This window comes from Gluconobacter potus, assembly GCF_015244705.1.
GTDB classification, from domain to species: domain Bacteria; phylum Pseudomonadota; class Alphaproteobacteria; order Acetobacterales; family Acetobacteraceae; genus Gluconobacter; species Gluconobacter potus.
Genome location: NZ_JABCQF010000001.1, coordinates 502,528 through 528,289, shown reverse-complemented (window position 1 = coordinate 528,289; position 25,762 = coordinate 502,528). Strand labels below are relative to the sequence as shown.

The 25,762-nt window shown below is 61.6% G+C and carries 20 protein-coding genes; 10 read left to right on the top strand and 10 right to left on the bottom strand.

The features are described 5' to 3' along the window. Positions 1-166: 166 nt before the first annotated feature. Positions 167-1,396 (bottom strand): acyl-CoA dehydrogenase family protein, encoded by a 1,230-nt coding sequence (locus HKD31_RS02320; RefSeq protein WP_194263756.1) that lies wholly within the window; start codon positions 1,394-1,396, stop codon positions 167-169. A 229-nt stretch (positions 1,397-1,625) separates the two neighbouring features. Here HKD31_RS02320 and pgm point away from each other — a divergent pair, with 229 nt between their 5' ends. From pgm to HKD31_RS02305, 3 genes are all read left to right on the top strand, one after another. Beyond that, a complete protein-coding gene (gene pgm, locus HKD31_RS02315) occupies positions 1,626-3,272 on the top strand; it encodes a phosphoglucomutase (alpha-D-glucose-1,6-bisphosphate-dependent) (RefSeq protein WP_194263757.1) in 1,647 nt (548 codons plus the stop codon). 569 nt (positions 3,273-3,841) lie between these two features. After that, the gene (locus HKD31_RS02310) at positions 3,842-5,233 is read left to right on the top strand and encodes an NAD-dependent succinate-semialdehyde dehydrogenase (protein ID WP_194263758.1); all 1,392 of its coding nucleotides are present in this window, start codon (positions 3,842-3,844) and stop codon (positions 5,231-5,233) included. A gap of 272 nt (positions 5,234-5,505) precedes the next feature. Continuing rightward, positions 5,506-6,798 carry an NAD(P)/FAD-dependent oxidoreductase gene (locus tag HKD31_RS02305; RefSeq protein ID WP_194263759.1) on the top strand — a complete coding sequence of 431 codons (1,293 nt, stop codon included), beginning with the start codon at positions 5,506-5,508 and terminating at the stop codon, positions 6,796-6,798. A gap of 70 nt (positions 6,799-6,868) precedes the next feature. Here HKD31_RS02305 and HKD31_RS02300 read toward each other — a convergent pair whose 3' ends face one another. The 4 genes from HKD31_RS02300 to HKD31_RS02290 form a co-directional block, all read right to left on the bottom strand. Then, entirely contained in the window at positions 6,869-7,219 is a 351-nt protein-coding gene (locus HKD31_RS02300) for a hypothetical protein (RefSeq protein WP_338085521.1), read from the bottom strand. A gap of 137 nt (positions 7,220-7,356) precedes the next feature. Then, positions 7,357-7,524: a hypothetical protein gene (locus HKD31_RS15995; protein ID WP_228120119.1), complete on the bottom strand. Its 168-nt coding sequence runs from the start codon at positions 7,522-7,524 to the stop codon at positions 7,357-7,359. 164 nt (positions 7,525-7,688) lie between these two features. Then, on the bottom strand, positions 7,689-8,765 hold the full coding sequence (locus tag HKD31_RS02295; protein WP_194263760.1) for a zinc-binding metallopeptidase family protein: 1,077 nt from the start codon (positions 8,763-8,765) through the stop codon (positions 7,689-7,691). Next, positions 8,752-9,654 (bottom strand): transglutaminase family protein, encoded by a 903-nt coding sequence (locus HKD31_RS02290; protein WP_194263761.1) that lies wholly within the window; start codon positions 9,652-9,654, stop codon positions 8,752-8,754. Before HKD31_RS02290 ends, HKD31_RS02295 begins: the two co-directional genes overlap by 14 nt. A 399-nt stretch (positions 9,655-10,053) precedes the next feature. Between HKD31_RS02290 and HKD31_RS02285 the strand changes: the two genes are divergently transcribed. Both HKD31_RS02285 and HKD31_RS02280 read left to right on the top strand, forming a co-directional pair. Then, on the top strand, positions 10,054-11,484 hold the full coding sequence (locus tag HKD31_RS02285) for a circularly permuted type 2 ATP-grasp protein (protein ID WP_194264086.1): 1,431 nt from the start codon (positions 10,054-10,056) through the stop codon (positions 11,482-11,484). Beyond that, positions 11,466-12,515 (top strand): alpha-E domain-containing protein, encoded by a 1,050-nt coding sequence (locus tag HKD31_RS02280; RefSeq protein WP_194263762.1) that lies wholly within the window; start codon positions 11,466-11,468, stop codon positions 12,513-12,515. The genes HKD31_RS02285 and HKD31_RS02280 overlap by 19 nt, the downstream gene beginning before the upstream one ends. On the opposite strand, the gene HKD31_RS02275 is transcribed toward HKD31_RS02280, so the two are convergent. Beyond that, complete coding sequence (locus HKD31_RS02275) at positions 12,502-13,323, bottom strand: DeoR/GlpR family DNA-binding transcription regulator (protein ID WP_194263763.1); 822 nt, start codon at positions 13,321-13,323, stop codon at positions 12,502-12,504. The two genes, HKD31_RS02280 and HKD31_RS02275, sit on opposite strands and share 14 nt — an antisense overlap. Then, positions 13,323-14,111, bottom strand: a complete 789-nt coding sequence (locus HKD31_RS02270) for a triose-phosphate isomerase (RefSeq protein ID WP_194263764.1) — start codon at positions 14,109-14,111, stop codon at positions 13,323-13,325. The genes HKD31_RS02275 and HKD31_RS02270 overlap by 1 nt, the downstream gene beginning before the upstream one ends. 313 nt (positions 14,112-14,424) lie before the next feature. Between HKD31_RS02270 and ybaK the strand changes: the two genes are divergently transcribed. The 3 genes from ybaK to HKD31_RS02255 all read left to right on the top strand — a co-directional run bounded on the left by ybaK (position 14,425) and on the right by HKD31_RS02255 (position 17,320). After that, the gene (ybaK, locus tag HKD31_RS02265) at positions 14,425-14,904 is read left to right on the top strand and encodes a Cys-tRNA(Pro) deacylase (protein WP_062500700.1); all 480 of its coding nucleotides are present in this window, start codon (positions 14,425-14,427) and stop codon (positions 14,902-14,904) included. A gap of 20 nt (positions 14,905-14,924) precedes the next feature. Further along, a complete protein-coding gene (locus tag HKD31_RS02260; protein ID WP_194264087.1) occupies positions 14,925-16,121 on the top strand; it encodes a DUF2075 domain-containing protein in 1,197 nt (398 codons plus the stop codon). A gap of 74 nt (positions 16,122-16,195) precedes the next feature. Then, entirely contained in the window at positions 16,196-17,320 is a 1,125-nt protein-coding gene (locus HKD31_RS02255; RefSeq protein ID WP_228120117.1) for an SMP-30/gluconolactonase/LRE family protein, read from the top strand. A 21-nt stretch (positions 17,321-17,341) separates the two neighbouring features. On the opposite strand, the gene HKD31_RS02250 is transcribed toward HKD31_RS02255, so the two are convergent. Continuing rightward, entirely contained in the window at positions 17,342-17,641 is a 300-nt protein-coding gene (locus HKD31_RS02250; protein ID WP_062457931.1) for a hypothetical protein, read from the bottom strand. A gap of 300 nt (positions 17,642-17,941) precedes the next feature. Here HKD31_RS02250 and HKD31_RS02245 point away from each other — a divergent pair, with 300 nt between their 5' ends. Then, entirely contained in the window at positions 17,942-23,161 is a 5,220-nt protein-coding gene (locus HKD31_RS02245; protein ID WP_194263766.1) for a Hint domain-containing protein, read from the top strand. 56 nt (positions 23,162-23,217) lie between these two features. Here HKD31_RS02245 and HKD31_RS02240 read toward each other — a convergent pair whose 3' ends face one another. Together HKD31_RS02240 and HKD31_RS02235 are read right to left on the bottom strand one after the other, a co-directional pair. Next, positions 23,218-23,625 (bottom strand): tautomerase family protein, encoded by a 408-nt coding sequence (locus tag HKD31_RS02240; RefSeq protein WP_194263767.1) that lies wholly within the window; start codon positions 23,623-23,625, stop codon positions 23,218-23,220. A gap of 144 nt (positions 23,626-23,769) precedes the next feature. Beyond that, entirely contained in the window at positions 23,770-24,159 is a 390-nt protein-coding gene (locus HKD31_RS02235; protein WP_062457941.1) for a winged helix-turn-helix transcriptional regulator, read from the bottom strand. A 201-nt stretch (positions 24,160-24,360) separates the two neighbouring features. Between HKD31_RS02235 and HKD31_RS02230 the strand changes: the two genes are divergently transcribed. Next, positions 24,361-25,731: an NAD-dependent succinate-semialdehyde dehydrogenase gene (locus HKD31_RS02230; RefSeq protein ID WP_194263768.1), complete on the top strand. Its 1,371-nt coding sequence runs from the start codon at positions 24,361-24,363 to the stop codon at positions 25,729-25,731. The last annotated feature ends 31 nt before the right edge of the window (positions 25,732-25,762 follow it).

Sequence of the window (25,762 nt, the reverse complement as noted above, 5' to 3'; positions counted from 1 at the left end):
ACAGAACCGCATAATCGGCATTACATGCAAGACCGTTTACGAGAAACCTCATCCTGAAACGAGACAGGGCAGACTGGCCGAACGCGCGCCCGCTGCCCAACTCGTAACTCAGACCAAGGTCTTCCCGTTCCCCTAAGCTGAAAAGACGGAATTCAGCACAGCCCCCTTACTGGTACAGCCCCGGCGCTGGGTCCCAGCCGGTCAGGAGGTGGCGGCCGATTTCTTCGTGTTTCCATTCCACGGGATCGTGCAGCGAGAGTGTTCGTGCATCGCGCCAGTAGCGGTCGAACCCGTACCTCGCATCCGTTACGCGCGCGCCGAGGGCGGACATGAGGTCTGACCCTGCCCGCAGGGAGGCCCGGGATGCCGAGGAGCGCGACGCGTAGACGGGGATGGCCACATCCGTCCGCGAGCAGCCGCCATGTTCGAAAACATCCAGCAGTCCGGCTGCTGTCCGCGCACTTGCGCAGGCCGCGGCCAGTTCCGCACCGATCTCTCCGAACAGGCGACGGACCAGAAGATCATCCGCTGCTTCATTCACCCCGGCAGATGCCCAGGGACGGCTGTGTTCGCGCACGAAGGCCGCCGCCGCCTCCAGCGCGGCCAGTCCGATCCCCACGAGGATCATCGAAAATCCGTTCTGATAGCGCAGGGGCGCATGGACCTGCGGCGCGGACTGTGCGGTCAGTACCGACCATTCCGGTCTGGTCTGGACACGGTCCAGAACGACGCTGCCGGACTCCGTTGCCCGCTGCCCCAGCCGGTTCCAGTCTTCCCCGAAGCTTACGCCCGGTGTTCCGGAGGGCAGCAGGTCCAGACGCATCGTCTGCGCGACCACGTCATAGGACGACACCAGCAGCAGGTCCGCGCCTACGGCGCCTGTCGCATAGATCTTGCGGCCGTCGATGAGGTGCCCTTCGCCTTCGGGCCGGGAGACGACATGCCCGAAATCGACCGCCCGCTTTCCGTTTTCCGCCAGTGCCATGCCGATCATGGCCTGATCCGCACAGATCCGCTCCGCCAGATGGCGGCACATTTCCGGCGTGGCCACGGACAGCAGTTCCCGCACCGCGTCGTCATGCACCTTGTAAATCTGCGCCACGGACGGGTCCGCCATGCCGAGTTCCAGAAAAATCTCCTGCGAGAGCGCCTGGGACAGACCGAGGCCTCCGAGCGCCACGGGCAGGGGCGCTTTCATCAGGCCGCAGTTTTTCAGCGCCTGAATGGAGGCGCGGGGATAGCGTCCGAGCCGGTCGTTTTCCGTAGCACGGGGAGTAATCTCGGATCGGATCACGTCTCTGAGGGCCCGGAAAAACGCTTCCAGAGCGGGCGGGATGGAGCAGACCGGCACAAGACTGCGCAGTCCGCCAAAAACATTCCCACAGGAGTGTCGCATCAGTCCGTCTCCGCTTCTGGCTGTTTCGCGGGGCTATCATGCACCCTGCATGGCGTCCGTTCCAGCCGGGCTGGTCGCGGTGCAATCTTCACAGAACTGACGCGCCTCTCTGGACATCGACCCGGATACAAGTTTTCCTGCCCGAACGACGCGCCCCGACCGGGCGTTCATGCGTTACGGCCGTTAACCGACGGCAATGCCCAACGGCGAATGCAAGGATTTTGAAGCAATGGCCCATCTCAGCCCCCTGGCCGGCAAAACGCTTTCCCCCGACCAACTGACCGATATTCCCGCCCTGATCGCGGCTTATTATGACCGCAAGCCCGACCCTTCGATTGCCACGCAGCGCGTTTCGTTCGGCACTTCCGGCCACCGGGGCTCTTCGTTCCATACCAGCTTCAATGAAAACCATATCCTCGCCATCTGCGAAGCCATCTGCCGCCATCGCAAGGCGGAGGGCATCAACGGTCCGCTCTTCATCGGCATGGACAGCCATGCCCTGTCCGGCCCGGCGCAGAAATCCGCCATCGAGGTTTTTGCAGCCCACGGGATCGACGCCCGGATTGACGAAAATGGCGGCTACACGCCGACGCCCGTCATTTCCCATGCCATTCTGACCTACAACAAGGGCCGCACCACGGGTCTGGCCGATGGTGTGGTCATCACGCCGTCGCATAATCCGCCATCCGATGGAGGGTTCAAATACAACCCGACCAATGGTGGACCGGCTGACACGGCCATCACCAAAGCCATTCAGGACATGGCCAATGACTTCCTTGCCAACGATCTGAAGGACGTCAAACGCCTGCCTTACGAACAGGCGCGGCAGGAAGCCTGCATCAAGGGCTACGATTTCATTACACCTTATGTGAACGATCTGGACTCCGTGATCGACATGAAGGCGATCCGCGACGCGGGCGTGAAGATCGGCATTGATCCGCTGGGCGGGGCTGCCGTGGCTTACTGGAAGCCCATCATCGACCGCTACGGCCTGAACGCCACCGTCGTCAGTGACGTGGTTGACCCGACGTTCTCCTTCATGACCGCCGACTGGGACGGACAGATCCGCATGGACTGCTCTTCGCCTTATGCCATGGCGCGCCTGATCGAGATGGGCGACCGCTTCGACGTTGCTTTCGCCAATGATACCGACGCGGACCGTCACGGCATCGTTGCCATGCCCGACGGGTTGATGAACCCGAACCACTATCTTGCGGTGGCGATTTCCTACCTGTTCCGGAACCGTCCGGAGTGGAGCCCGGAACTGGGTGTGGGCAAGACGCTCGTCAGCAGTGGCCTGATTGACCGCGTGGCAAAAGACATGGGCCGCAAGCTCGTTGAAGTACCCGTCGGGCTAAAATGGTTCGTCCCAGGGCTGATGGATGGCTCGCTGGGTTTTGGCGGTGAGGAAAGCGCGGGTGCCACGTTCCTGCGTCGTGACGGCACCGTCTGGACCACGGATAAGGACGGTCTCATCCTGGGTCTGCTGGCGGCGGAAATCACCGCCAAGACCGGCAAGAACCCGAGCGTGCATTATCACGAGATCATCGCCCGCCTCGGCACGCCCTATTACGAACGCATCGATGCCGCCGCCAATCCGGAACAGAAGGCCAAGCTCAGCAAGCTCACGCCCGAACAGTTCCCGCTGGAGACGCTGGCAGGCGACAAGATCATCAGCAAGCTGACCCGTGCGCCGGGCAATGACGCGCCGATCGGCGGGCTGAAGGTCGTGACCGAGAACGGCTGGTTCGCCGCCCGTCCGTCCGGCACTGAAGATGTCTACAAGATCTATGCCGAGAGCTTCGTCAGCGAGGAGCATCTGCGCGCGATCCAGCAGGAAGCGCAGGACGCCATCTCCAAGGTTTTTGCTTCTTAAATCACGCCATCCCCGGGACATGACGCATGTCCCGGGTCTCCCCTGCCTGATCGCGCGCCTGCATCTCCGCAGACCGGCGACTCCCCTTTTCGACTCTGAAAACCTGTCCCGCGCCCTCTGAAGGCGCAACCCGATCCTCCCCTGCGATGAGAAAATCCCGCATGACTGGACGATCGGATTTTCTGCGCATTTTCAGCGGTCTTGCATTTCCTGCACCACTTCCGGGCCCCGGTCCTGCCGCTGAACCTCACACCCATGTGATGCTCGCGCTCTGGTCATCATCCGAGATTTGGATAATACCCGTTTCTGGCACTCGGTGCCATATTTTGACGACAACCTGTTTCTCGACAGTCTATCTGTTTTCAATCCGGATAAAGGACGAAATGGATGTTGAAGATCGGCCGTAATCCCGTGGAATACTTTTGCCCACGACCTGATTTTCGTCACTCCATTATTCCATCCTGTGCCGCGTATACTGTCCTTTTCCAGCACGAAATCCAGAAACAGAGCCTCTCACGCCCGGACGCCCTGCGCCCTGTCGCCTTCTCCCAATCGGTAACGAGGTAAAAATGGCCTACGCAACGACAAATCCCCTTACTGGCGAAGTCCTCAAGACCTTCCCCAACGCAACGGATGAAGAAGTCCAGGCGGCCCTCTCCGAAGCGCATGCGGCTTTCGAAAGCTGGCGCGACACCCCCTTTGCCGAACGGGCAAAGATCATGAACGCTGCCGCAGCCATCCTGCGCCGCGACATCGACAAATACGCCCGCCTCGGCACGCTGGAAATGGGCAAGCTGTTCACAGAGTCGAAACTGGAGATCATTCTCTCCGCCGAGATCTTTGAATATTACGCCAAATATGCCGAAGAACTGCTGAAGCCCGAGACGCTTCCGGTCGCCAATCCGGCCGAGGGCAAGGCCACGCTGGTCCACGAACCTCTCGGCATCGTGCTGGCTATCGAGCCGTGGAACTTCCCGTTCTATCAAGTCGTCCGCATCATCGCGCCGCAGCTTTCGGCCGGTAATGCTGTGCTGCTCAAACACGCATCCAACCTGCCGCAGTGTGCCGCCATCTGCGAGGACCTGATGAACGAGGCCGGACTGCCCAAGGGTCTGTTCCGCAACCTCTATCTTGCCCGTCCCCATACGGAAATGATCCTGAATGACCCCCGCGTCTGCGGCGTGGCGCTGACGGGTTCCGAGGGTGCAGGTGTCATCATCGCTGGCACGGCTGGCAAGGCGCTCAAGAAGGCTACGATGGAACTCGGCGGCGCCGATGCCTTCATCGTGCTGGATGATGCGGACGTCGAAAAGGCTGCGAAATGGGCCGTCATGGGCCGCCACTGGAATGCCGGTCAGGTCTGCGTTTCGGCCAAGCGCATCATCGTGGCGGATGCGGTCTATGACCGCTTTCTGGAGATCTACAGGAAGGGCGTTTCCGAGCTGAAAGCCGGTGATCCGATGGATCCGTCCACCTCGCTTGCTCCGCTCTGTTCGCAGGGTGCGGCGGATGATCTACGCAAACAGGTCGAGGAAGCCAAGAAGCATGGCGCGAAGGTTGAGGCCATTGGAGCCCCGGTTCCCACGAAGGGTTCCTTTTTCCAGCCGCTGCTGATGACCAACCTGCACGAGAATAATGGAGCCCGTCACTGGGAATTCTTCGGGCCGGTCACGCAGCTCTATCGCGCCAAGGACGAAGCCGATGCCATCCGCATCGCCAATGACTCCCCCTATGGTCTGGGTGGTGCGGTCTTCACGAAGGACGAGAGCCGCGGTGCACGGGTGGCGTCGAAGATCCGCACGGGCATGGTCTACATCAATCATCCCCTGATCCCGAAGGCCGATCTTCCGTTCGGCGGCATCGCCCGTTCCGGCTATGGCCGCGAGCTGGTGGGGCTGGGGATCAAGGAGTTCGTGAACCACAAGCTCATCAACATCGTGGATATCGACGCCCCGATCTGAGGACAGCGGGGATGTGCCGGGAGACTCCTTCCCGGCACATCCCGCCCCTGACGCATCACGTTGATTTGAGTTCTTTACTGAATTCCGGAAAGAATTCGCCGGTCTTTATTACAGTCACCTGAATATGATTTTCGGCATATCCGGAATCCTCATAACAGTCTGTGCGGACTCTACCGTTTAATAAGCGCGTTTACTGCCGCCGTGCGCGGTAAACGTCTCTTCCCTCGTGTCTTTTTCTGTTGCCCACCCCCTGAACGGAGGCCTGAAAACCGATGGCGTCTCGATCTGAAATTCTGATTGTCGGTGGCGGTGTTGCCGGTCTTTCCCTTGCAACCCGCCTCGGCAAGTCGATGGGAAAATCCGGAAAGGCGCGCATCACGCTGATCGACAAGAGCTTTTCCCATGTCTGGAAACCGATGCTGCACTGCTTTGCCTCCGGCACGGTCAGCAACGAAAACGACAAGGTGAACTTCATCTCCCAGGCCAGCGGGCACCATTTCGAGTTCTGGCCCGGCGAGGTTGCCTCCATTGACCGCGAGAACCGCGAGGTCGTTCTCAGCCCGCTTCTGGAAGCCGACGGCACCGTCATTCTGGAAAGCCGGCGCATGAAATATGACACGATCGTCATCGCGATCGGCAGTACCGCCAATGATTTCGGCACGCCCGGCGTCAAGGAACACTGCATGTCCATCGACAATCTCGTGGACGCCAATGCGTTCAACGAGAAGTTCCGGATGGAGCTGCTCCGCGCCTTCGCCAACAATTCCGAACTGGACATCGCGATCGTCGGCGGCGGTGCGACCGGTGTGCAACTCGCCGCCGAGCTTCACAAGGCACTGGAAATCGTGGGGCCGTACAACCTGCATGCTTTTGGCAAGGCCCCGCCCAAGCTCCATGTCACGCTCCTGCAGTCCGGCGCGCGCATTCTTCCCGCTTTTCCGGAATCCGTCTCGGCTGCGGCACAGCAGGAACTCGAACATATCGGCGTTACCGTCCGCACCAATGCGCGCGTCGCGGCGGCCGATGAGCATGGTTTCACGCTCAAGGACGGGTCCTATGTTTCGGCCAAGCTGCGCGTCTGGGCGGCTGGCGTCCGAGCCCCTGAGGTCACGACTGCCTATGGTGGGCTGACGATCAACAGGACCGGTCAGATCCTCGTCAATCCGAACCTGTCCTCCATTGATGACGAGCGGATTTTCGCCATGGGAGACTGCTCCTTCATCCAGGACGATCCCCTGCCCGCCACGGCGCAGGTCGCCCGCCAGCAGGCCCGGCATCTTGCGCGCCATCTGCCGGCCTGGATCGAGCATGGCCAGAAGGTTCCAGGCTGTATTTTCCACAACAAGGGCGCAATCGTGGCTCTGGGAAAATACAATGGCTGGGCGGCCCTGCCCGGCGGTACGGTCTGGGGGGGAGGCATCTCGCACGGCTTTTCAGCGCGGATGGCCCATCTCATGCTCTATCGCCAGCACCAGATCGAACTGTTTGGCTATTACCGGGGGCTGATGTCCTTTTACTCCGACTGGGTCGAAACCTTCGTCCGGCCTTCCGTGCGCCTGGACTGAGCATCATCCGCGCCTGAGAAACCCGCCTGACAGCAAAAAAGCCCGCGGCCTACGCCACGGGCTTTTTGTCCTAGAAGTCCGCCCGTACACTGCCGAAGAACATCCGGGGTGCTCCGATCTGCATGGACTGATCCGTCAGCGCGCCCGAGGCGATATCCGCCGGATTGCCGTTTTGCCCCATCGTGGAAATATAGCGCTTGTTCGTCAGGTTGGAGCCGTTGAACGCGACCGTCAGGTTTTTGATGGCGCCCAGATAACGATTGTACTTCTTCATGTTCCCGAAGCTGTACTGCACGCCCACATTCGTCAGCCAGTAACCGGGGCTTTTGACGTCTCCCGTGTAGCGATAGCCGATCGCATAGGTCCAGGCTGTCTCGGGACGGATCGAGGATTTCGTATCGTCATACGCCGTCTGGGACACTGCAAACGGCGAGTTCGAGAGCTTGTAGCCGGATTCCGCATAGGTCCGGGTGTTTTCCGAAATATCGAAATACAGCTCGTGATCCTTCAGGAAATGCCAGTCCGCGCTGATATGCGGCAGGAACGGCTTGGCTACCGTCAGGCTTTCCCCGCTCGTAACCGCAGCACCAGCGCCGTAGCCCGTGAAACATGTGTATGCGCAACGGCCGGATGACAGGTCGCGGCCATGAGGGACGGGGAAAAAACGGCAGACAGCATCGTCGTCACCGAAAGTGCGAAGTGCAGGACGCCGGATCGTTTACACATAGACAGTCCACCTGAGCAGGCCAGCAGGAATGGCGCGGAAACGGGTTCGGATCAGTATCGAAAGCCGGAGGCGGGTCGTTCCGGGACACACTGGGCCCGATCCCGAAAAAGACACGATATGCGCTGCGCAACCGGACGGCACGCGCCCTGAATAAACCCGGCCTTCAGGCCGGCTGGCTCTCACGGATCAGGCGGTGGATGAAGGCCAGCTTGTGCATGATCCCGGCCGTCAGCACGAACGGGTAGAAATCCGCCAGCCCCATGGAGCGGTTCAGACTGTTCACCGCATAGGTCAGCGGCAGCCAGGCCTGCATGATGTCCTCGAAGGACGCTTGCGTATACGGGTCACCCAGTGTGCGGCCCGAGGCATGGCCGATCCCGGGCACCCGCGGATCCACGCTCACGCCGAACGCACAGGCCGTCTCCAGCGTGGAGACGATATGCAGGTAATGCGCCCAGGTCTCGGCAAAGTCCTCCCAGGGGTGGGACGTGGCGTAGACGCTGACATGGCTGTCCTGCCAGTCAGGCGGTGTGGGGCTGTCGTAATAGACCTGGAGCGCCTTCTGGTAATCCGCGCGGTCATCCCCGAACACTGCCCGGCACTCGTCGAGGCGTCCGGCGTCGCGCACAAGGACGTTCCAGTAATAATGCCCGATCTCGTGCCGGAAATGCCCCAGAAGGGTGCGATAATATTCGCCCATCTCGACGCGCATGCGCTCACGGGACGCATCATCGGCTTCGCGCATGGCGATGGTGATGACGCCGTTGGCATGTCCGGTCATGACGGAGGACGATCCGTCCGGCGCATCGTCGAGGAAATCGAACACCAGCCCGTTTTCGGGGTCCTGACGCCGGTCCTTCAGCGGCAGTTTCAGGCGCAGCAGCGTGTAGAAGAGACGGTGCTTGGCGACCTCGATCTTCCGCCAGCGCTCAAGATTTCCGGGGATGTCGAGGTTCGGGATCGTCCGGTTGAACCGGCAGGCCAGACAGAACGACCTGCCCCCTGTCGCACCCGGTGTCGTCAGCCAGTTGCAGACGTCATCGTCATGATTGGAACAATACAGGACCTGCTCGTGCTTCACCGATGGCGCCAGCGGGTGCCACAGCCGGTCCCCGGCCGGGTCCAGCGCCGTCAGCAGCGACTGTTCGGGCAGATAGCCGACGGCGTGGCGGCAATGCTCGCAAACCGTATTTTCAAAAAAGAGGATCTGGCCGCAGGACTGGCACTCAAAGAGCTTCATGGGATCGCATTACACCGGGTTGCCCGATCATCGCCAGTTCCGGGGCCAGTTCCGGGGCCAGTTCCGGGGCCTCGCGCCCGGACAGAAGGGGCTCCGCGTGCATCGTCACGTCGAACGTGGCGCGACAGCGGTCCAGCATTCCGGAAATGGGCGCGGCTTCCTCGGGCCGGCCGGTCACCGCCAGCGGAATGTGATGCTGCGCCACCACCAGCCCCGATGTCGTATCAAAGCCAACCCAGCCGTCTCCGGGGATCCAGGCTTCCGCCCAGGCATGAAGATCGCAGCTCAGGCCATCCGCCGTGTCCGACTGGATCAGATAGCCGGACACGAAGCGCGCCGAAAATCCCAGATGCCGCAGGACCGTCACCAGCAGCCACGCACTGTCCCGGCAGGACCCGCTTTGCCGCTGCAGCGTCTCTTCGGGCGTCCAGACCCCCGGCTCAAGCCGGCGCTGATAGGTCAGGCGCTCCGCCACGGCGCGGTTGAGATCCGCCACTGCTTCCGAGGTCTTTTCCGCTCCCGCCATCCGCCAGGATTCGACGAAGCGCGACATCTGCGCGCCGGCCGCGTCCACATCGCGATAGGCGGTACAGACCGGCGCTTCCGCAAGCGCGGACAGGGTTGGCCGGGCGCCCAGATCCACATCCATGCGAACCGAAACGTCGAAGCCCGTCACACGCTCCGGAACCCGCACTTCCGCTACCCGGTTGCCATAGGCGTCCTGCCGCCAGGTTACATCCGCGTTCTCCGGGGAGACCTCCAGCGCATAATCGCGGATCGCGGATCGCACCTGCGGTACGGGGCACAGACGCACGGTCTGACGCCCCAGGAAGACGGGCCGGTCATACTGATATCGGGTCTGGTGGCGCAGTATGACGCGGGAATTCATGCTCAGGAGGCCCTGTGGAAACGGTTTCAGATACTCGTATTCAGACACGTGATTTTCGGGCCATCCCGTTCCGGCAACCATTGGGTCTGACAGCAGTCGAAACATTACCCTATCAGTCTTCCCGGGAACCGCAACAATTTCCGCCGGACTTTTCCCGATCCGTCCAAATGGAAAATTTCACGCTTGGCAAAGCGCTGGAATCTTGCTCCGTTAATAAAATATCGTAATGAACCGGCACGGCTGATCGGGTTTTCCATCGGCACAAGGTCGGCGATGAACAGGGTTGTGAGGCAGAGAATGAACAGGCCGGTTTTGCAGTCTCCCAGTCCCGCCCCCGTCAGCACTTCTCCAGCCAGTGCCGCCCCGGCTTCCGGCGCCTCTGCCAAGAGTGCGGCCGGGATGTTCGCCGCCTATGACACGCCGGATTTCTTCTGCGAACTCATGAACCGGACGGATGTGCTCCCTCCGAGCCTTCAGACCGTTCGTGACCGTCTCGCGGGGTTCGATCTTGCCGAACTGCGCCACCGCACCAATACGGCGGAAGCGCAGCTCTATCGTCTGGGCATTACTTTCACCGTCTATTCCGACCGCGAAGCGATCGACCGCATCCTGCCTTTCGACATGATCCCGCGTGTCCTTACGGCTGCGGAATGGGATCATATTGATCGTGGCGTGCAGCAGCGCGTCAAGGCGCTCAATCTGTTCCTGCGGGACATCTATCATGAGCGCCATGTCCTGCGGGACGGCATCATCCCTGCCGGTCTGGTGCTCAACAATCCGAATTACTGCGAAGCGATGGTCGGCGTGCGCGTGCCCGGCGACGTCTACGTCCATATCAACGGGACCGATCTGATCCGCGACCGCAGCGGGCGTTTCATGGTGCTCGAAGACAATGCCCGCACGCCGTCGGGTGTGTCTTACGTCATCGAGAACCGGCACATGATGCTGCGGCTGATGCCGGATCTGGCGTCGGGCATGCCTCTGCGGTCGGTCGAGGAATATGGGCTGAAGCTGCACCAGACGCTGTGCGAGGTCGCACCCGAGGGCGTGAGCGATCCGCAGGTCGTGCTGTTCTCGCCAGGCATTTATAATTCTGCCTATTTCGAGCATGTTTTTCTGGCGCGCGAGATGGGGGTGCCGCTTGTTGAAGGGCGGGACCTGATCGTTGAGAACCATCGCGTCTATATGCGGACCGTGGCAGGGCTTCGCCCGGTCCATTCGATCTATCGCCGTCTCAACGACGAGTTTCTGGACCCGCTGGCCTTCAACCCCGACAGCATGCTCGGCGTGCCCGGCCTTGTGGAAGCCTATCGGCGCGGGAATGTCACGCTGGCCAATGCGCTGGGAACGGGGGTGGCGGATGACAAGGCCGTTTATGCCTATATGCCGCGTCTTATCCGCTATTATCTGGGCGAAGATCCCATTCTCGACAGCGTGCAGACCAATATCTGCGCCGAAGAGGAAGGTCTCGCTTACACGCTGGCCAATATGGACAAGCTGGTCATCAAGCCGGTTGGCGAGTCCGGCGGCTATGGCCTGCTGATCGGCTCGCAGGCCACGCAGACAGAGCTGGACGAGTTCCGCGCCAAACTGCTGGAGGACCCGTCCAACTATATCAGCCAGCCTGTCATCGACCTGTCCGTCTCCCCGACGCTGTGTCCCAGCGGGGTCGAGGCGCGGCATGTGGATCTCCGGCCGTTCGCCCTGACCGGACACAACACATGGGTTCTCCCCGGCGGACTGTCCCGCGTTGCCCTGCGCAAGGGCTCGCTGGTCGTCAATTCCTCTCAGGGCGGCGGCTCGAAAGATACATGGGTGATGGCCCGATGACACAGACCAGCACACGTTTTCCCGCCATGCTCGCCAATCTGAACATGCTGCTGTCGCGCTATGGCGAGAGCATGATGTGGCTTGCCCGCTATATGGAGCGGATCGAGAACCTCGCGCGCCTTCTGGAAGTCACGGAAGCCTTCGTCCGCAACCCCGATGGCAGCCCTGGCTGGGATTCGATCCTTCAGATCAATTCGGACGAGGAGCGCTACGCCGCGATCTATCCCCTTCCCGCGACGGAAGAGAACATCCTCGCCTTCTACATCACCGAAAGCGCGAACCCGACCTCCATCCGCGCCATGGCGCACATGGTCCGCGAGAATGCACGCTCGGCGAGGCCGCTGATTTCCACCGAGATGTGGATGCAGCTCAATGTCTTCACCCGGAGCATGATGGAGCTCTCCACCCCCGACATCCGGCGCAACGGGTTGTCCGGGCTGTGCAACCGTCTCAAACAGGACTGTCAGACCCATTTCGGCGTCACGGAAGGCACGCTGTACCGCGATCAGGCCTGGCTTTTCTATCTGCTGGGAAAATATCTCGAGCGTTCCGACCAGATTACCCGTCTGATCGACATCCGCTACCATACGCTTCTGCCCGGCGGTGAAACCTCGGGGTCGCAGATGGATATCACGCAGTGGGGGTCTGTCCTGCGCTCCGCAGCGGCGTATCACGCGTTCCGGCGTCTGCAGCCCGTTACGACGACGCCTGCCAATGTGGTGGGATTCCTGCTCAAGAACGAGGGGTTTCCGCGCTCCCTGATGCTCAATCTGCGGCAGGTGGACAACACGCTCAACGCGCTGTCCACCCATTACAACCTGCGCCATCAGTGCAGCCCGCTTCAGGAGCGCATCATCAATCTGCGCGCCACGCTTGAGGACCAGACGGCCGAGGACATCATTTCCCGCGGGCTGCATGAATACATGACCTATATCCAGGATCAGCTGGCGGCCCTGCAGGCGGAAGTCTCGGTCACATTCTGGCCCGCGGCCCCGGTCATGACGCGCGAGGAGACGCTTACCCCGCAGTAAGGGCGCTCTCCACAGGCGGGGACACGGCCGCGATTTTCAGCGTTACGCCCGCGTCGCGCAGCATTGCGGCGTAAGCGGGATCAATGCCGTCATCGGTGATGACCACGTCGAACTCGGAAAGTAACGCCAGCCGGCTCATGGCCGAGTTGCCGAACTTTCCGCTGTCCACCAGAAGCACGCGGGAGTCCGCCACCGCCATCAGGGCCTGCTTGGCGCGGATGACTTCCTCGACCTGATGATAGGCCGTCAGACCGTGGACGGCGGCAGCGGAGACGAAGGCCAGGTCGATGCGCATGGACATCACGCTCTGTTCGCAGACCATCCCCACGAAGGCTTCGAATGTCGGGCTGTACCGTCCACCCAGACCGATCAGGCCGAGCGTCTCGCAAGCTCCCAGACGCGTCCCGAGCCCCAGGCTGTTGGTCACGACCGTCAGCGGCGCGATGGCGGAAAGGCTGTCTGCCATCGCCCGCACCGTTGTGGAATCATCGAGCGCCACCGTATCGCCCGGGCTGATCAGGGAGGCGGCGAGCGCGGCGATGGCCTGTTTCTGCGCAACGGCCTGCCGCGCGCGGTACACCACGCTCCCCGATGAACTTGCGCTCGGCAGGGCCGTGATGTCCGGCCCGATCCGGCGGAGCAGTCCCTGCGCGGACAGGGCCAGAAGGTCCCGGTTGATCGAGGCCCGGCTTAACGAAAACCGCTCCAGCAGGTCACCAACCGGCACCACGCCCCGCTCCGTGACATAGTCAAGGATCCCGCGCCGGCGGCCAGACAGAACCTGCCCTTCCACGAGCACGGCATTCATCAGGCATCCACCCTGGCAGAGACGAGCGTGCTGACGCTGTCGATCAGTTTCATGAAATCCGCAGGCTCCCAGCCTGCGCGGCCGATCAGAACTCCGTCCACGTCCGGCAGGGCGACATAGTCGCGGATATTGGTCTGCGACACGCTGCCGCCATAGAGCAGCGGGATCCGGACGGTGCTGTCGGGGCCGGTGATGTCCTGCATCACGGCGCGCAGTTTCGTATGGATCTGCGACACGAACGGGGCTTCTGCCGGGCGGCCTGCCGCACCAATGGCCCAGACCGGCTCATAGGCGATCAGAACCCGGGCGAAATCCTCCTGCGACAGCTCGTGCAGCGCGATTTTCGCCTGCCGAGCCAGTGTTTCCTGCGAAACCCCGAATTCGAACTCGTCCAGCGTATCGCCGATGCAGACCAGCGGCCGCAGACCGTGCTTCAGAGCCGCACGGACCTTGAGGTTCACCGTCCAGTCGGTTTCGCCAAAATGCTGCCGGCGTTCCGAATGGCCGATCACCACCATGGACGCACCACATTCGGCGATCATCGGGGCGGAAATTTCCCCCGTCCAGGCGCCGCTGTCTTCCCAGAACATGTTCTGCGCCCCCACGATCATGGGGCTGTCCTGAAGGACCGCGCTCACGTCTTTCAGGGACGTGAACGGCGGATTCACGAAGGTCCGAACGCCCTCGGGGGGACGAAAGGCCGCAAGGGCCCGGGCCGCCGCAACGGCTTCGGCGGGGCCCTTGTTCATTTTCCAGTTCGTCCCGATCCAGACGGTCTTCTGATCCACGGTTAACCTCACGACAGGGTTTCAACTGGCCGGGCACTCATGCCGATTCTCCCGGATCCCGACTTCTCCGGAATATCTTTACCGCTAAACCATAACAGAAAAAACGGCACCCGTCCCATGAATAACGATACATCTCTCCGCCTCTGAAACAGGGCCCGGGGCGGGGATGCTCCCTGAGTAAAGCGTCGTGTTGCCAATCCGGTTCCAGGCCTCCATACAGATGTCAGAATATTGCAGGTCCTGCCGGGACTGATCCTGACCGGTGTCAGCCGCCCGGCCCGTGGAGACCTGTTTCTGGCAACGGAGCGCTCACATGACCCGCGAAACAGCTGCAACGGCCTTTCTGGCAGCGAAAAACATTCCCTTCAGCGTCCATGATTACGAATACGCCCCCAATGGCGGGCTGATCGGGATGCAGGCGGCCGAGGCCATCGGCGTGGCGCCTGAAGACGTGCTCAAGACGCTGGTGGTCGAAGTGGACAAGAAGCAGCCGGTGTGCGTGGTGGCCCCGGCTCATCAGCGGATGAACCTGAAGAAGGTCGCGGCGCTGTTTGACGGGCGCAATGCGCGGATGATGAACCCCGAGAAGGCGCAGGAACTGACGGGGTTCCAGTCCGGCGGGACCAGCCCGTTCGGCTCGAAAACGCCGATCCCCGTGGTGATCTCGCAGGACGCCATGCCGCGCGAGCATGTCTATATCAATGCGGGCGGTCAGGGTTTTGTCGTGCGGATCACGCCGGCGGATGCCCAGCGCGCCACGGATGCCAAAGTGGCCGATATCGCCGCGGACTGATCCGCGTGACCGCTTCCCCCATGGCGCTGGACAATGCCGCGACGCACAAGCTCTCCCCCGAGCTTGCGCTGTCCGGACCGCAGACGGAGCTGCTGCATCGGGTGGTGTCGTTCTGCGAGCGGCATCAGTCGGATGACAGCGCGCTCTTCGTGATCGAAGGTGCGGCGGGGACGGGGAAAAGCGTTGTCCTGAACGCGATCTTCAATACGCTCCAGACCCGGGCGCGGAGTGGGGCGGCGGATGATCCGCTGCGCGGTCTGCGGAACATGGTGATCGTCAACCATCCGGAGATGCTCAAGCTCTATCGCAACATCGCGGCCACCATGCCCAACCTGCGCAAGAGCGATTACGAGCGCCCGACGACGTTCATCAACAAATCAGCCAAAACCGGCAAGCGCGCGGATATCGTTCTGGTGGACGAGGCGCATCTGCTGCTGACGCGGCCGGACCGTTACAACCATTTCGCGCAGCAGAACCATCTGGAAGAAATCCTGCGCTGGGCGCGGATCGTGGTGGTGGTGTTCGATCCGTTGCAGGTCCTGAAGTTCAAGAGCCACTGGTCCACCGATCTTCTGGAGAGTTTCCGCAAGGGGCGCCCTTCGGAGACGTTCCATCTCGACACGCAGTTCCGCGTTTCGGCCAGTCCGGTGACATGTTCGTGGATTGATGCGCTGGGCCAGGGGGAGATCCTGCCGCGCCCGAAAGATCCGTCTTTTGATCTGCGGATCTATGATGACTGCGCGAAGCTCTATGCGGATCTGTGTGCGTGCAATGCGAAATACGGCCTGTGCCGCCTGCTTTCGACCTATGACTACCCCTACACGCTCAACGGTGAGGATCATTTCATCACCGAAGGCGCGTTCCGTCTGCGCTGGGACCGGTCCCTGCCGAGCGAAAAACTGCCCTGGGCCGAGCGTCCGGATACGATCGACGAGGTGGGGTCGGTCTATACGATCCAGGGCTTCGATCTGAATTATGCGGGCGTCATTCTCGGGCCGTCGCTGTTCTATGATGCGAAGAACGACCGGATCGGGGTGCGGCCGGAGCGTTATGAGGACAGTGCGGCGTTTCAGGGACGCGACGGGATTGCGACGCCGGAAGACGCGAAGAAGCGCGTCATTCTCAATGCGCTGAATGTCATCCTCACACGCGGCATCCACGGGCTGTTCCTGTATGCCCATGATCCCGCCCTGCGTGAGCGGCTGCTGCGAACCTGACCTCTGTGCTCGCGTTTGCGTGAGTTGTCATCATGCAGCCGCTCTGGTCCTGTGCGGCAAAGGAGATTTCAACCATGCCCCGTCAGACACTTCTGGCCCTCACTTTCAGCGCCGGTCTCGCAGCGCTGTCCGCTGCGTCCCCTGCCCTCGCCGCCCAGACGGTGGACAAGGGCACGCTCCCTTCGGGCAATGTGCAGATCATCGGGCGGTTTTCCAATGCCCAGCCGTCCGGCATTGCCGTGCTGCCCGATGGCCGTCTGGTGCTGGGCTTTCCGCGCAGTGCGCATGAACATTCCGGGCCGCGTCTGGCGCTCTATGCCAATGGCAGGCTGACGCCCTTCCCCGATGCGGCCGCGCAGGAGCAGTTTGTCTCCCCGCTTGGCATGACGGTTGATGCGAAGGGGCAGCTCTGGGTTCTGGATGAAGGCATGGTTGCGGGAACGGGGACTGTTGCGGGCGCGCAGAAGCTCTTCCGGATCGATCCTGCAAGCGGGAAGATCGCGCAGGTCATTCCGCTGGGGGCACCGGCCCTGCTGCCGGACAGCCACGTCAATGACGTGCGGATCGATCTGACGCATGGTGCGGCGGGGGCGGCGTTCATCACCGATACATCCACGGATGTGCATCCGGCGCTGGTCGTTGTTGATCTCGCGACGGGGCATCAGCGGCGTATTCTGGCCGATACGGTTTCCGTCATGCCGGTTCAGGGTTTTGTGGCCGTGATGGACGGTGTTGCGGGGCGTTATGATCCGAACCATGCCGTGGTGCCGCAGGGTGGTGTGAACGGCATTGCCATCAGCCCGGACCAGCAGACGCTCTACTGGCAGCCGCAGACCAGCCGCCGCCTTTATTCCGCACCGACGGCCGTGCTGTCCGATCCCAAAGCCAGCGAAGCGACGCTGGAGCGGGCCGTGAAGGATGAGGGCGAAACCGGCATGGGAGACGGCATGGCGACCGGGCCGGACGGGTCGCTCTACATCACGGATGACGAGCGTCATGCCATCCTGCGCCGCAAGCCGGATGGCGAAATGTCCGTCGTGGCCCATGATCCGCGCATGACCGAGCCCGATGGCCTGACCTACGCCAATGGCGCCCTGTATGGCACGATCGGACAGTGGGCGCGGCTGCCGGTTTTCCACGGCGGTAAGGACCTGGAAGTCATGCCGTATATCGTTGTGAAGATCGCCCCTCTGGACTGAGGGCGCGCAACGCCGGGGGCTTTACCAGCCTTCCGGCGTCAGCCCCATTCCGCTTGTACCGGTTCCGGTCATGGTCCCCAGACCGGACTGCAAGCCGGACTGGGGGCCAAGGCCGTAATTTCCCCCGCCGCCGAAACCTGTTCCGACGCTGACGGCGCCATGGATTTTGTGATCCGACCTGGTGGTGTCTTTCTGGTTGTCCGAACCGCTGGTCGCGAGGGGGCGCAGCAGCGCCGAGCGGCTGTCGGCCGGTTGCGGGCGCGGATGGGAACATCCCGCCAGACCTGCCAGAATCATCACGACAAAAATCCGCTGTGTCACACGCTGCTCCTTCCCGGACCGGGGCTGATACGGGGCGTCTGTCATAACCGACATGAACCGTTGGCACAGCAACGAACAATGACACAGCTTTACGGCAACAGATGTCCCGGCGTCAGAAACCATGCCGGAACGTGACACACAGGATCATATATTTGAAATACAAAGTTACATAATGAAGGTTATGTGATTCCTTTCGTATTTTAAATGAAACATATTGACTCTTTACTTCACATTCCTCCGAATAGGCGTTTACCGTTTAGTAACACTTACGGAAAACCCCTTTCGTCAGGATGATGTGCAATGGCGTCAAAGCTTCTCATAAATGAGTTCATGTTCAACCCAAGTGTAGCCGGTGATCCTGACGAATTTATTGAAGTAAAGGGCGACGCCAGCACGGATTACAGCGCCTGGTCCCTGATTGTCGTCGATGGTGACGGCACGGCGGCGGGCAAGATCGACAATGTCTTTACACTGGGCGTTACGAACAGCGCCGGTTACTGGGTCACGCCTTTCCAGACGAACACGCTGCAGAACGGCACGCAGACTGTTCTTCTCGTCAAGGATTTCACCGGAAAGGTCGGCGATGACCTCGATACGGCCAATGCGGGGACGTTCACATCCACCCCCTGGTCCGAAATCGGGGACACGATCGCCGTGTCCGATGGCGGCAAGGGCGATCCGACCTATGCCGGCGCGCCTGTCCTGACGGGTTCGATCATCAACGGCGCCTCGCGCATCCCCGACGGGACGGATACGGACAGCACCTCGGACTGGGTTGCGGATGACCCGTCCCTCGCCGGGATCGACGGCTATGGCACCGTTGCCGCGGCAGGCAAGGTTCTGGTCACGCCGGGGGCGGCGAATGACGGTACCTCTTCGGGGGACAGCACTGGTGGATCGGGCAGTTCGGATACGGGCGGAAGTGACACTGGGGGAAGCGGCTCCGGCTCGGGCAGTGATACGACGCCGCAGGACCTGACGATCCAGCAGATCAACGGCACCGGCTATTACAGCCCGTATGCCAACACCTCCGTCATGACCACGGGTGTTGTGACGGGTGTGGACACGAATGGCAGCATCGGTTTCTGGATCCAGCAGACGAATGCCGACAAGAACACGATCGGCAGTGCGGGCATCTTCATCTATGCGGGCAAGACGGCGACGCTGCCGACGGTGGGCGAGACCGTGTCCGTTACGGGAACGGTCACGAACTATTCCGGCACATCATGGAGCAAGTCCCTCACCCTGCCGGAAATCAACCTTGTCTCCTACACCGACACCGGCGCGGCCTATGTGAACGTGACGCCGACGGTTGTTGGTCAGGGCGGTCTGACGGTTCCGGCGGCGTCCTATCTGGGCGATCTGACGCAGGCGATCGATCTGAACAAAAGCACAGCCTCTCTCAGCCCCGACACCAATGCGCTCGATTTCTACCGCAACCTGATTGGTCAGGTCATCACGATCCATGATGCCGTGGCCGTCGGTGCCACGGCCTCGAACGCGACCTGGGTCGTGCCCGATGGTGGCGATGGTCTGCTGACGCCAACCGGCGCGCTTCAGGAAACGGCCGACAGCGTCAATACGCAGCGGATCGAGCTTTATTATGACAGCGGTGTCACGCCGGGGTCTGCCATCAGTGCGGAAGTCGGGGACAAGCTCGGCGATATCACGGGTGTGCTGACCTATTATAATGGCGTCTATGAGCTGGTCCCGACCACGCAGGTCACCGTTCTGCATACCGACACGCCAGCGCCGGTCACGTCCCTGCACAAGGACGACCAGAACCTGCTGGTCAGTGACTACAACATTGAGAACTTCAACGCGCTGGACCCTGCGAATGCCGACCGTCTGAAGCAGGTCGCGCAGATCATCGTCAACAATCTCGACAGCCCGGACGTGCTGGCGCTTCAGGAAATCCAGGACGACAGCGGCACGACCAATGACGGCACCGTCAGCGCGGAACAGAACCTGGCGGCCATCGTCAAGGCCATCGCGGATGCGGGTGGCCCGACCTATTCCTGGGCGGAGGTGGACCCGACCAACAATGCCTCGGGCGGCGTTTCGGGCGGCAATATCCGCAGCGTCTTTCTGTACAATCCCGAGCGCGTCACCCTTGCCGCGCCTGTCACGACCATTGGTGACGAGGAACTGGCCAGCGGCACGTTCAAGAACACCCGTCTGCCGCTGGTCGGCACGTTCGAGTTCAATGGCCAGTCGGTCACGCTCGTCAACGTGCATCTGTCCTCACAGGCTGGCAGCAGCGAGCTTTATGGTTCGACGCAGCCGCCCGTGAACCATGGCGGCACGACGGATACGGTCAACAACCGCATCGCGCAGGCGCAGTACATCACGAACTACGTCAACGGACTGCTGACCAGTGATCCGACCGCCAAGGTGGGCATCCTCGGCGATTTCAACGACACCGAATGGAGCGACGCCCAGCAGGTCTATGCCAATGCCGGCCTGACGGACATGAGCACCACGGAAGATCCGTCCAACCGCTACACCTATATCTTTGAAGGCAATGCGGAATCGCTGGATCACACGATCGGCAGTTCGGCTTTTGCCAGCGCCGGGAAGTTCGAGACGATCCACGTCAACACGGGGTCGCTGACGGGCGAGTCCGATCATGATCCGTCCGTTACCCTGCTGGAAATGACGGATTACAGCGCAACGAACGGTGCGGCCCTGTCGAATGTCAGCCTGACTTCCGGGCAGACTGCCGCCGTTCACAGCGGCAGCACGGCCTCCGGGATCACGGTCGGGGATGGCAGCCGCCTTGCCCTGTATGCGGGTAGCACTGCCAGCGGCATCACTCTTGCCAGCGGAGCAAAGATCGATCTGCCGGAGATGGCCTGGTCCAGCGATGCCACCGCGACCCTGACGGATGCGTCAACACTCACTGTCACGAGCAGAAGCAGCACCTATGCGATCAGCTTCGACGGTTCGTATGACGCCGATTTCTTCAGCCTGGCCGCCGATGGGTCCGGTGGTACGATGCTGCTGGCGGAAGGCACGCCCTGCTATTGCCGGGGGACGCTGATCCTTACGGATCGTGGCGAAGTGCCTGTCGAGACGCTGCAGATCGGCGACCTGGTCCAGACCACCACCAATGGTCTGCGCCCGATCCGCTGGATTGGCCACCGCAGCTATTCCGGCACGTTCGCGAACGGCAACCGCGATATCCTGCCGGTCGTGTTCCGTCGGGGATCACTCGGGCATGGTCTGCCGCATCAGGATCTGTCGGTTTCGCCGCTGCATGCGATGTATCTGGATGGCGTGCTGGTTCCGGCTGTCCTGCTGGTCAATGGCAGCACCATCGTGCAGGCCGAGCGCATGGATGAAGTGGCCTATTTCCATGTCGAGCTGGAACAGCACGACATCATCATCGCCAACGGCACGCAGTCCGAAACCTTCGTGGACGATCATTCGCGCGGCATGTTCCACAATGCCTGCGAATATGACGTCCTTTATCCGGATGCCGGTACGGTGGCAGCCCGCTACTGTGCGCCGCGCGTCGAGGAAGGCGCACAGCTTGAGGCCATCCGCAACCGCCTGAACCCTTCTGCCCGAAAAAGTACGGCATTGGCGCCGCTTGAAGGGTATCTGGACGTCGCCACCCACAGCCATGTCGGGGGCTGGGCCCGCGTGCCCGGTAGTGACCGGCTCGTGCGGCTGCAGATCGTCGATAACGGTGTGGTTCTGGGCGAGGTTCTGGCCGATCGCATGCGGGACGATGTCGGCAGTGCCTGCGGTTTTCATTTCGACATTCCGGGTGGCCTGTCCGCTGTGGAACGTCACGTTCTGGAAATCCGCCGCGCCGATGATCATGCCGTGCTCGGCCATTGCCCCTGGATGATGGATCAGGCCGCGCAGCAGCCGCGCCAGGCCATTGTCGCGACCGTCCCCGCCGCACCGCTGGAGGGCTGCATCGATATTGCAACGCGCAACCGCATCGCAGGCTGGGTCTGCAACCCGGCCACGCCCGATGAGGCCGTGACGCTGCAGATCGTTGATAACGGTGCCGTTCTTGCTTCGGTCGTCGCCAACGGGCGTCGTCCGGACGTGGCGCGCACCGGGCGGCCGGTGCTGTGCGGCTTCGATGTCCTGCTGCCTGGGGGCCTGTCGCCCATGACGCGCCATGTTCTGGAAGTCCGGCGCAGTTCTGACGGTGCGCTTCTTGGCGAACCGCAGGTCATCGAACCGGCGAACGCTTTCGACGCCGACATGACCCGCAGTGTCGCGCGCGCCGTGGCTGCTGCTGCGGAGGATCAGGACGGCGATCAGGTCCTGTCCTTCCTGCTGGCACAGGTGGAAAAGCTCCGTCAGGGGCGCTCGGATGCCGCGAGTGGCACGGCGACGGCCACGTTCGATGCGGCCCTGCGTCGCCGTGGGCTGTCCGCGAAAGGCTCTGTCACGCGTAAACGGGCGCTGGTCATCGACGGGCAGCATCCGGACGCGAAACGCGATGCCGGATCACAGGCCATCCTGTCGCATATGGCGGCTCTTGAAGCACTCGGCTACGACGTCTGCTTCGTCGCCGCAGACCAGATGGACCGGGTGTTCCCACTGGACACGCTGCCCGGCGTCACCGTCCTCGGGCAGCCGTTCTTTGCGTCGGTGGAAGACGTGCTGCGGCGTCAGGCCAACAGCTTCGACGTCGTGTATCTGCATCGCGAGGACATCGCGACGCGCTACATGGCGCTGGTGCGCCGCAACCAGCGCAGGGCCCGCGTGCTGTACAGCGTCGCGGATCTGCACTTCCTGCGTCTTGCCCGTCAGGCCGCCGTTCAGGGACGGCCCGAACTGATGGCGCAGGCCAATCAGATCCGTGTTGCCGAATACAGGGCGGCCCTTCAGGCGGATGCTGTCCTGACGCATTCCGAAGCCGAGGCCGCACAGCTTCGCAAGGATCTGCCGCAGGCGAATGTGCATGTTGTGCCCTGGGCCATTCCTGCGCAGAGTGGTTCTTCCGTCCGTCGCGATGGCGTGGTGTTCGTGGGTAATTATGCCCATGCGCCCAACGCCGATGCGGCCCGCTGGCTGGTGGACGAGATCATGCCGGCCGTCTGGGCGGCTGATCCGACCATCTGCTGCACGCTGGTCGGAGCGGACATGCCCGAGAGCCTCCATGCGCTCACGGATGACCGCATCCGGGTTCTTGGACATGCGCAGGATCTCGGCATGGTTCTGGCGGCCCATCGCCTGAGCGTCGCTCCGCTGCGTTTCGGGGCGGGCATCAAGGGCAAGGTGGTTGAAAGTCTCGCCTCCGGCCTGCCCTGCGTCATGACGCCGGTCGCAGCCGAAGGGCTCGGCCTTCCGGGTGCGCTTGAGGGCCTCGTGCAGGGGGATGCGGCGGCTCTGGCCGCACAGATTGTGGCCCTGCACAACAGCCCGGACCTGTCCGGACTGGTCGAAGCCGGTCAGGCCTTTGCAGACGAAGGCTACTCCAGCCGGGCTGTTACCACAGCGCTGGAACTTGCCCTCAGCGAGAGGCCGGCCCTGCAGAAAGCCGTCTGAATCCAGCAGATCCGGACGGGTTTTCCCCGTCCGGATCACGGATCAGCGCGTTCCGGTCAGGACTCCTTGGGAGTGCCCAGCTTTCCGTTCAGGAACTGGGCCTCCCCGTTGCCGAAAGACCAGTCGGCATCCGTGTTTTCAACGTAATTCACCATTACGTCGCTGGGGGCGATGCCGCATTTTTCGGACAATGCTTCGGTCAGGATACGGAAGAAGGCAGTCTTTTCCTCCACGCTGCGCGGGCGCGTCGTAATCGAGAGGATCATGACGTCATCGGTGCGGGGGATGCCCAGCCCCGTATCCTCGATCCGCACCCGGCTTTTCCTGTGTTCGTAAACAATCTGGTAGCGGTCACGCGGTGGCACGTGAAACGCGTCGAGGACGGCCTGATGGGCCGTATCGAGGATTGCGGCCAGTTCCGTTTCGGAACGGCCTTCCAGCAGGTCAAAGCGGATGAGAGGCATGGGGTGTCTCCTGTCTTCAGGCAATGAAAACCGGAATCCAGAATGACGGCGCACCGGCTTGGTCAGGAAGTAAATTCATCCTGATCGTCCCGGGTACGATTATTTGGGAACTACATCCGGAAGGTGCCGCAGAAATCTACCGGTTCATGCGGTGATTTGCGCAGACTGATCCTGTTTCAGTCTTTTTTCTCTTTCGGCGGAATGGGCATACTGGTCCCCCCATGTCTTGAGGGCCTGGATGACGGGTTTCAGGGTCTTTCCCAGATCCGTCAGACGGTATTCGACATGCGGGGGGACGACCGGGAACACGGTCCGGGAAACGAGACCGTCCGCTTCCAGTTCACGGAGCTGGTTGGTCAGCATGCGCTGCGTGACATTGGGCAGGCGGTGGCGGAATTCTCCGAAACGCAGCACCGGTTCTTCGAACAGATGATACAGGATCAGGGCTTTCCACTTCCCGCCGAACAATTCGAGCGTGGCTTCGACTGTGCAGCCCGGACTACAGTTGAGGGTCGTGTGACGTGTTCGCGGCATGGTATCATTCCTGACACTAATGGCGGTTTATGTGCGTTCTTGCGCGGCAAAGTCAACGGGACAATCCTGAATGACAGGACAGAGAACATTTTCCTGTTTTAAACCCGGCCTGATCACCTGCTTTCTTTGCCCTGACCACACGTATTAGTGAAGAAGCGCCTGGCTACAGTTCCAGTTATTTCATGGAAAGGAAAAGCCGACATGATCGTCTATCAGACTCTTAATCCAACGACGGAAACCGTCGAACGCAGCTTTGACCTGCACACGCCGGCGCAGATGAAGGACATCACGGACCGTGCCGAGCATGTCTGGAAGACGGACTGGAAGCTGCGGAGCATTGCCCAACGCAAGGAGATCGTGTCCAGGGCCGCTGATCTGCTGCGCCGGGACCGGCAGCATCATGCCAGCCTGATCGCCACGGAAATGGGCAAGGCCCTGCCCGACGCGCTTGAGGAAATCGACGTTACGGCTGATATCCTGTCGTTCTATGCAAACGGCGCGGAAGAGTTTCTTGCTCCCACGCCTCTCAAGGTGAAGACCGGCCAGGCGAAGATCATCAACCAGCCGCTTGGGATCATTTACTGTATCGAGCCATGGAATTTCCCGTATTACCAGCTGGCGCGTGTCGCGGGCCCCAATCTCATGGCGGGCAATGTCGTCATTGCCAAACATGCCCCCAACGTGCCGCAATGCGCCCTGGCGTTTGAGAAACTGTTTCACGACGCAGGCGCGCCCGTCGGGGCCTATGCCAATATTTTTCTGGATAATGACCAGTCCGCAGAACTCATCAAAGATGAGCGTATCCGTGGCGTGGCACTGACGGGAAGTGAACGCGCCGGTCAGGCCGTGGCGGCCCAGGCGGGGGCTGCGCTCAAGAAGGACACGATGGAACTGGGCGGCAGCGATGCGTTCATCGTGCTTGACGACGCCGACCTTGATCTGGCCGTGAAATGGGCCGTCTGGGGACGGTTTGCCAATAACGGACAGGTCTGCACTGCGGCCAAGCGCATGATCGTGCATGAAAAGGTTTACGATGCCTTTCTCGATGGGCTCAAAGCCGCCATCACCCGTTTCCGGATCGGGAACCCGCTCGACAGGGACACCACCCATGGTCCGATGAGCAGTCTGCGGGCAATGGAACTGGCGCTCGATCAGACGGCGGAAGCGGTCAAGGGCGGCGCGACGCTTGTGGCCGGCGGCAAGCGGATGGACCGCAAGGGGTTCTTCATGGAGCCGACCATCCTGACGGATGTGTCAAAGGACAATCCGGTCTTTTATCAGGAGATCTTCGGCCCGGTGGCGGTTGTCCACAAGGTCGCCTCCGAGCAGGCCGCGATCGATCTGGCCAATGATTCGCCTTACGGGCTTGGAGGTGCGGTTTTCTCACGGGATATCGCGCGTGCGGAAAAGGTCGCCGAGCAGGTCGAGACCGGCATGGTCTTCATCAACACGGCCACCGCAGCCGCCCCGGAACTCCCCTTCGGCGGGATCAAGAATTCCGGCTTCGGACGGGAACTGTCCTTCCTCGGCATCGAGGAATTCATCAACCGCAAGCTTGTCCGGATCGGATAAGCCACTTCGGGCATCTGTCACGTCAGACAGG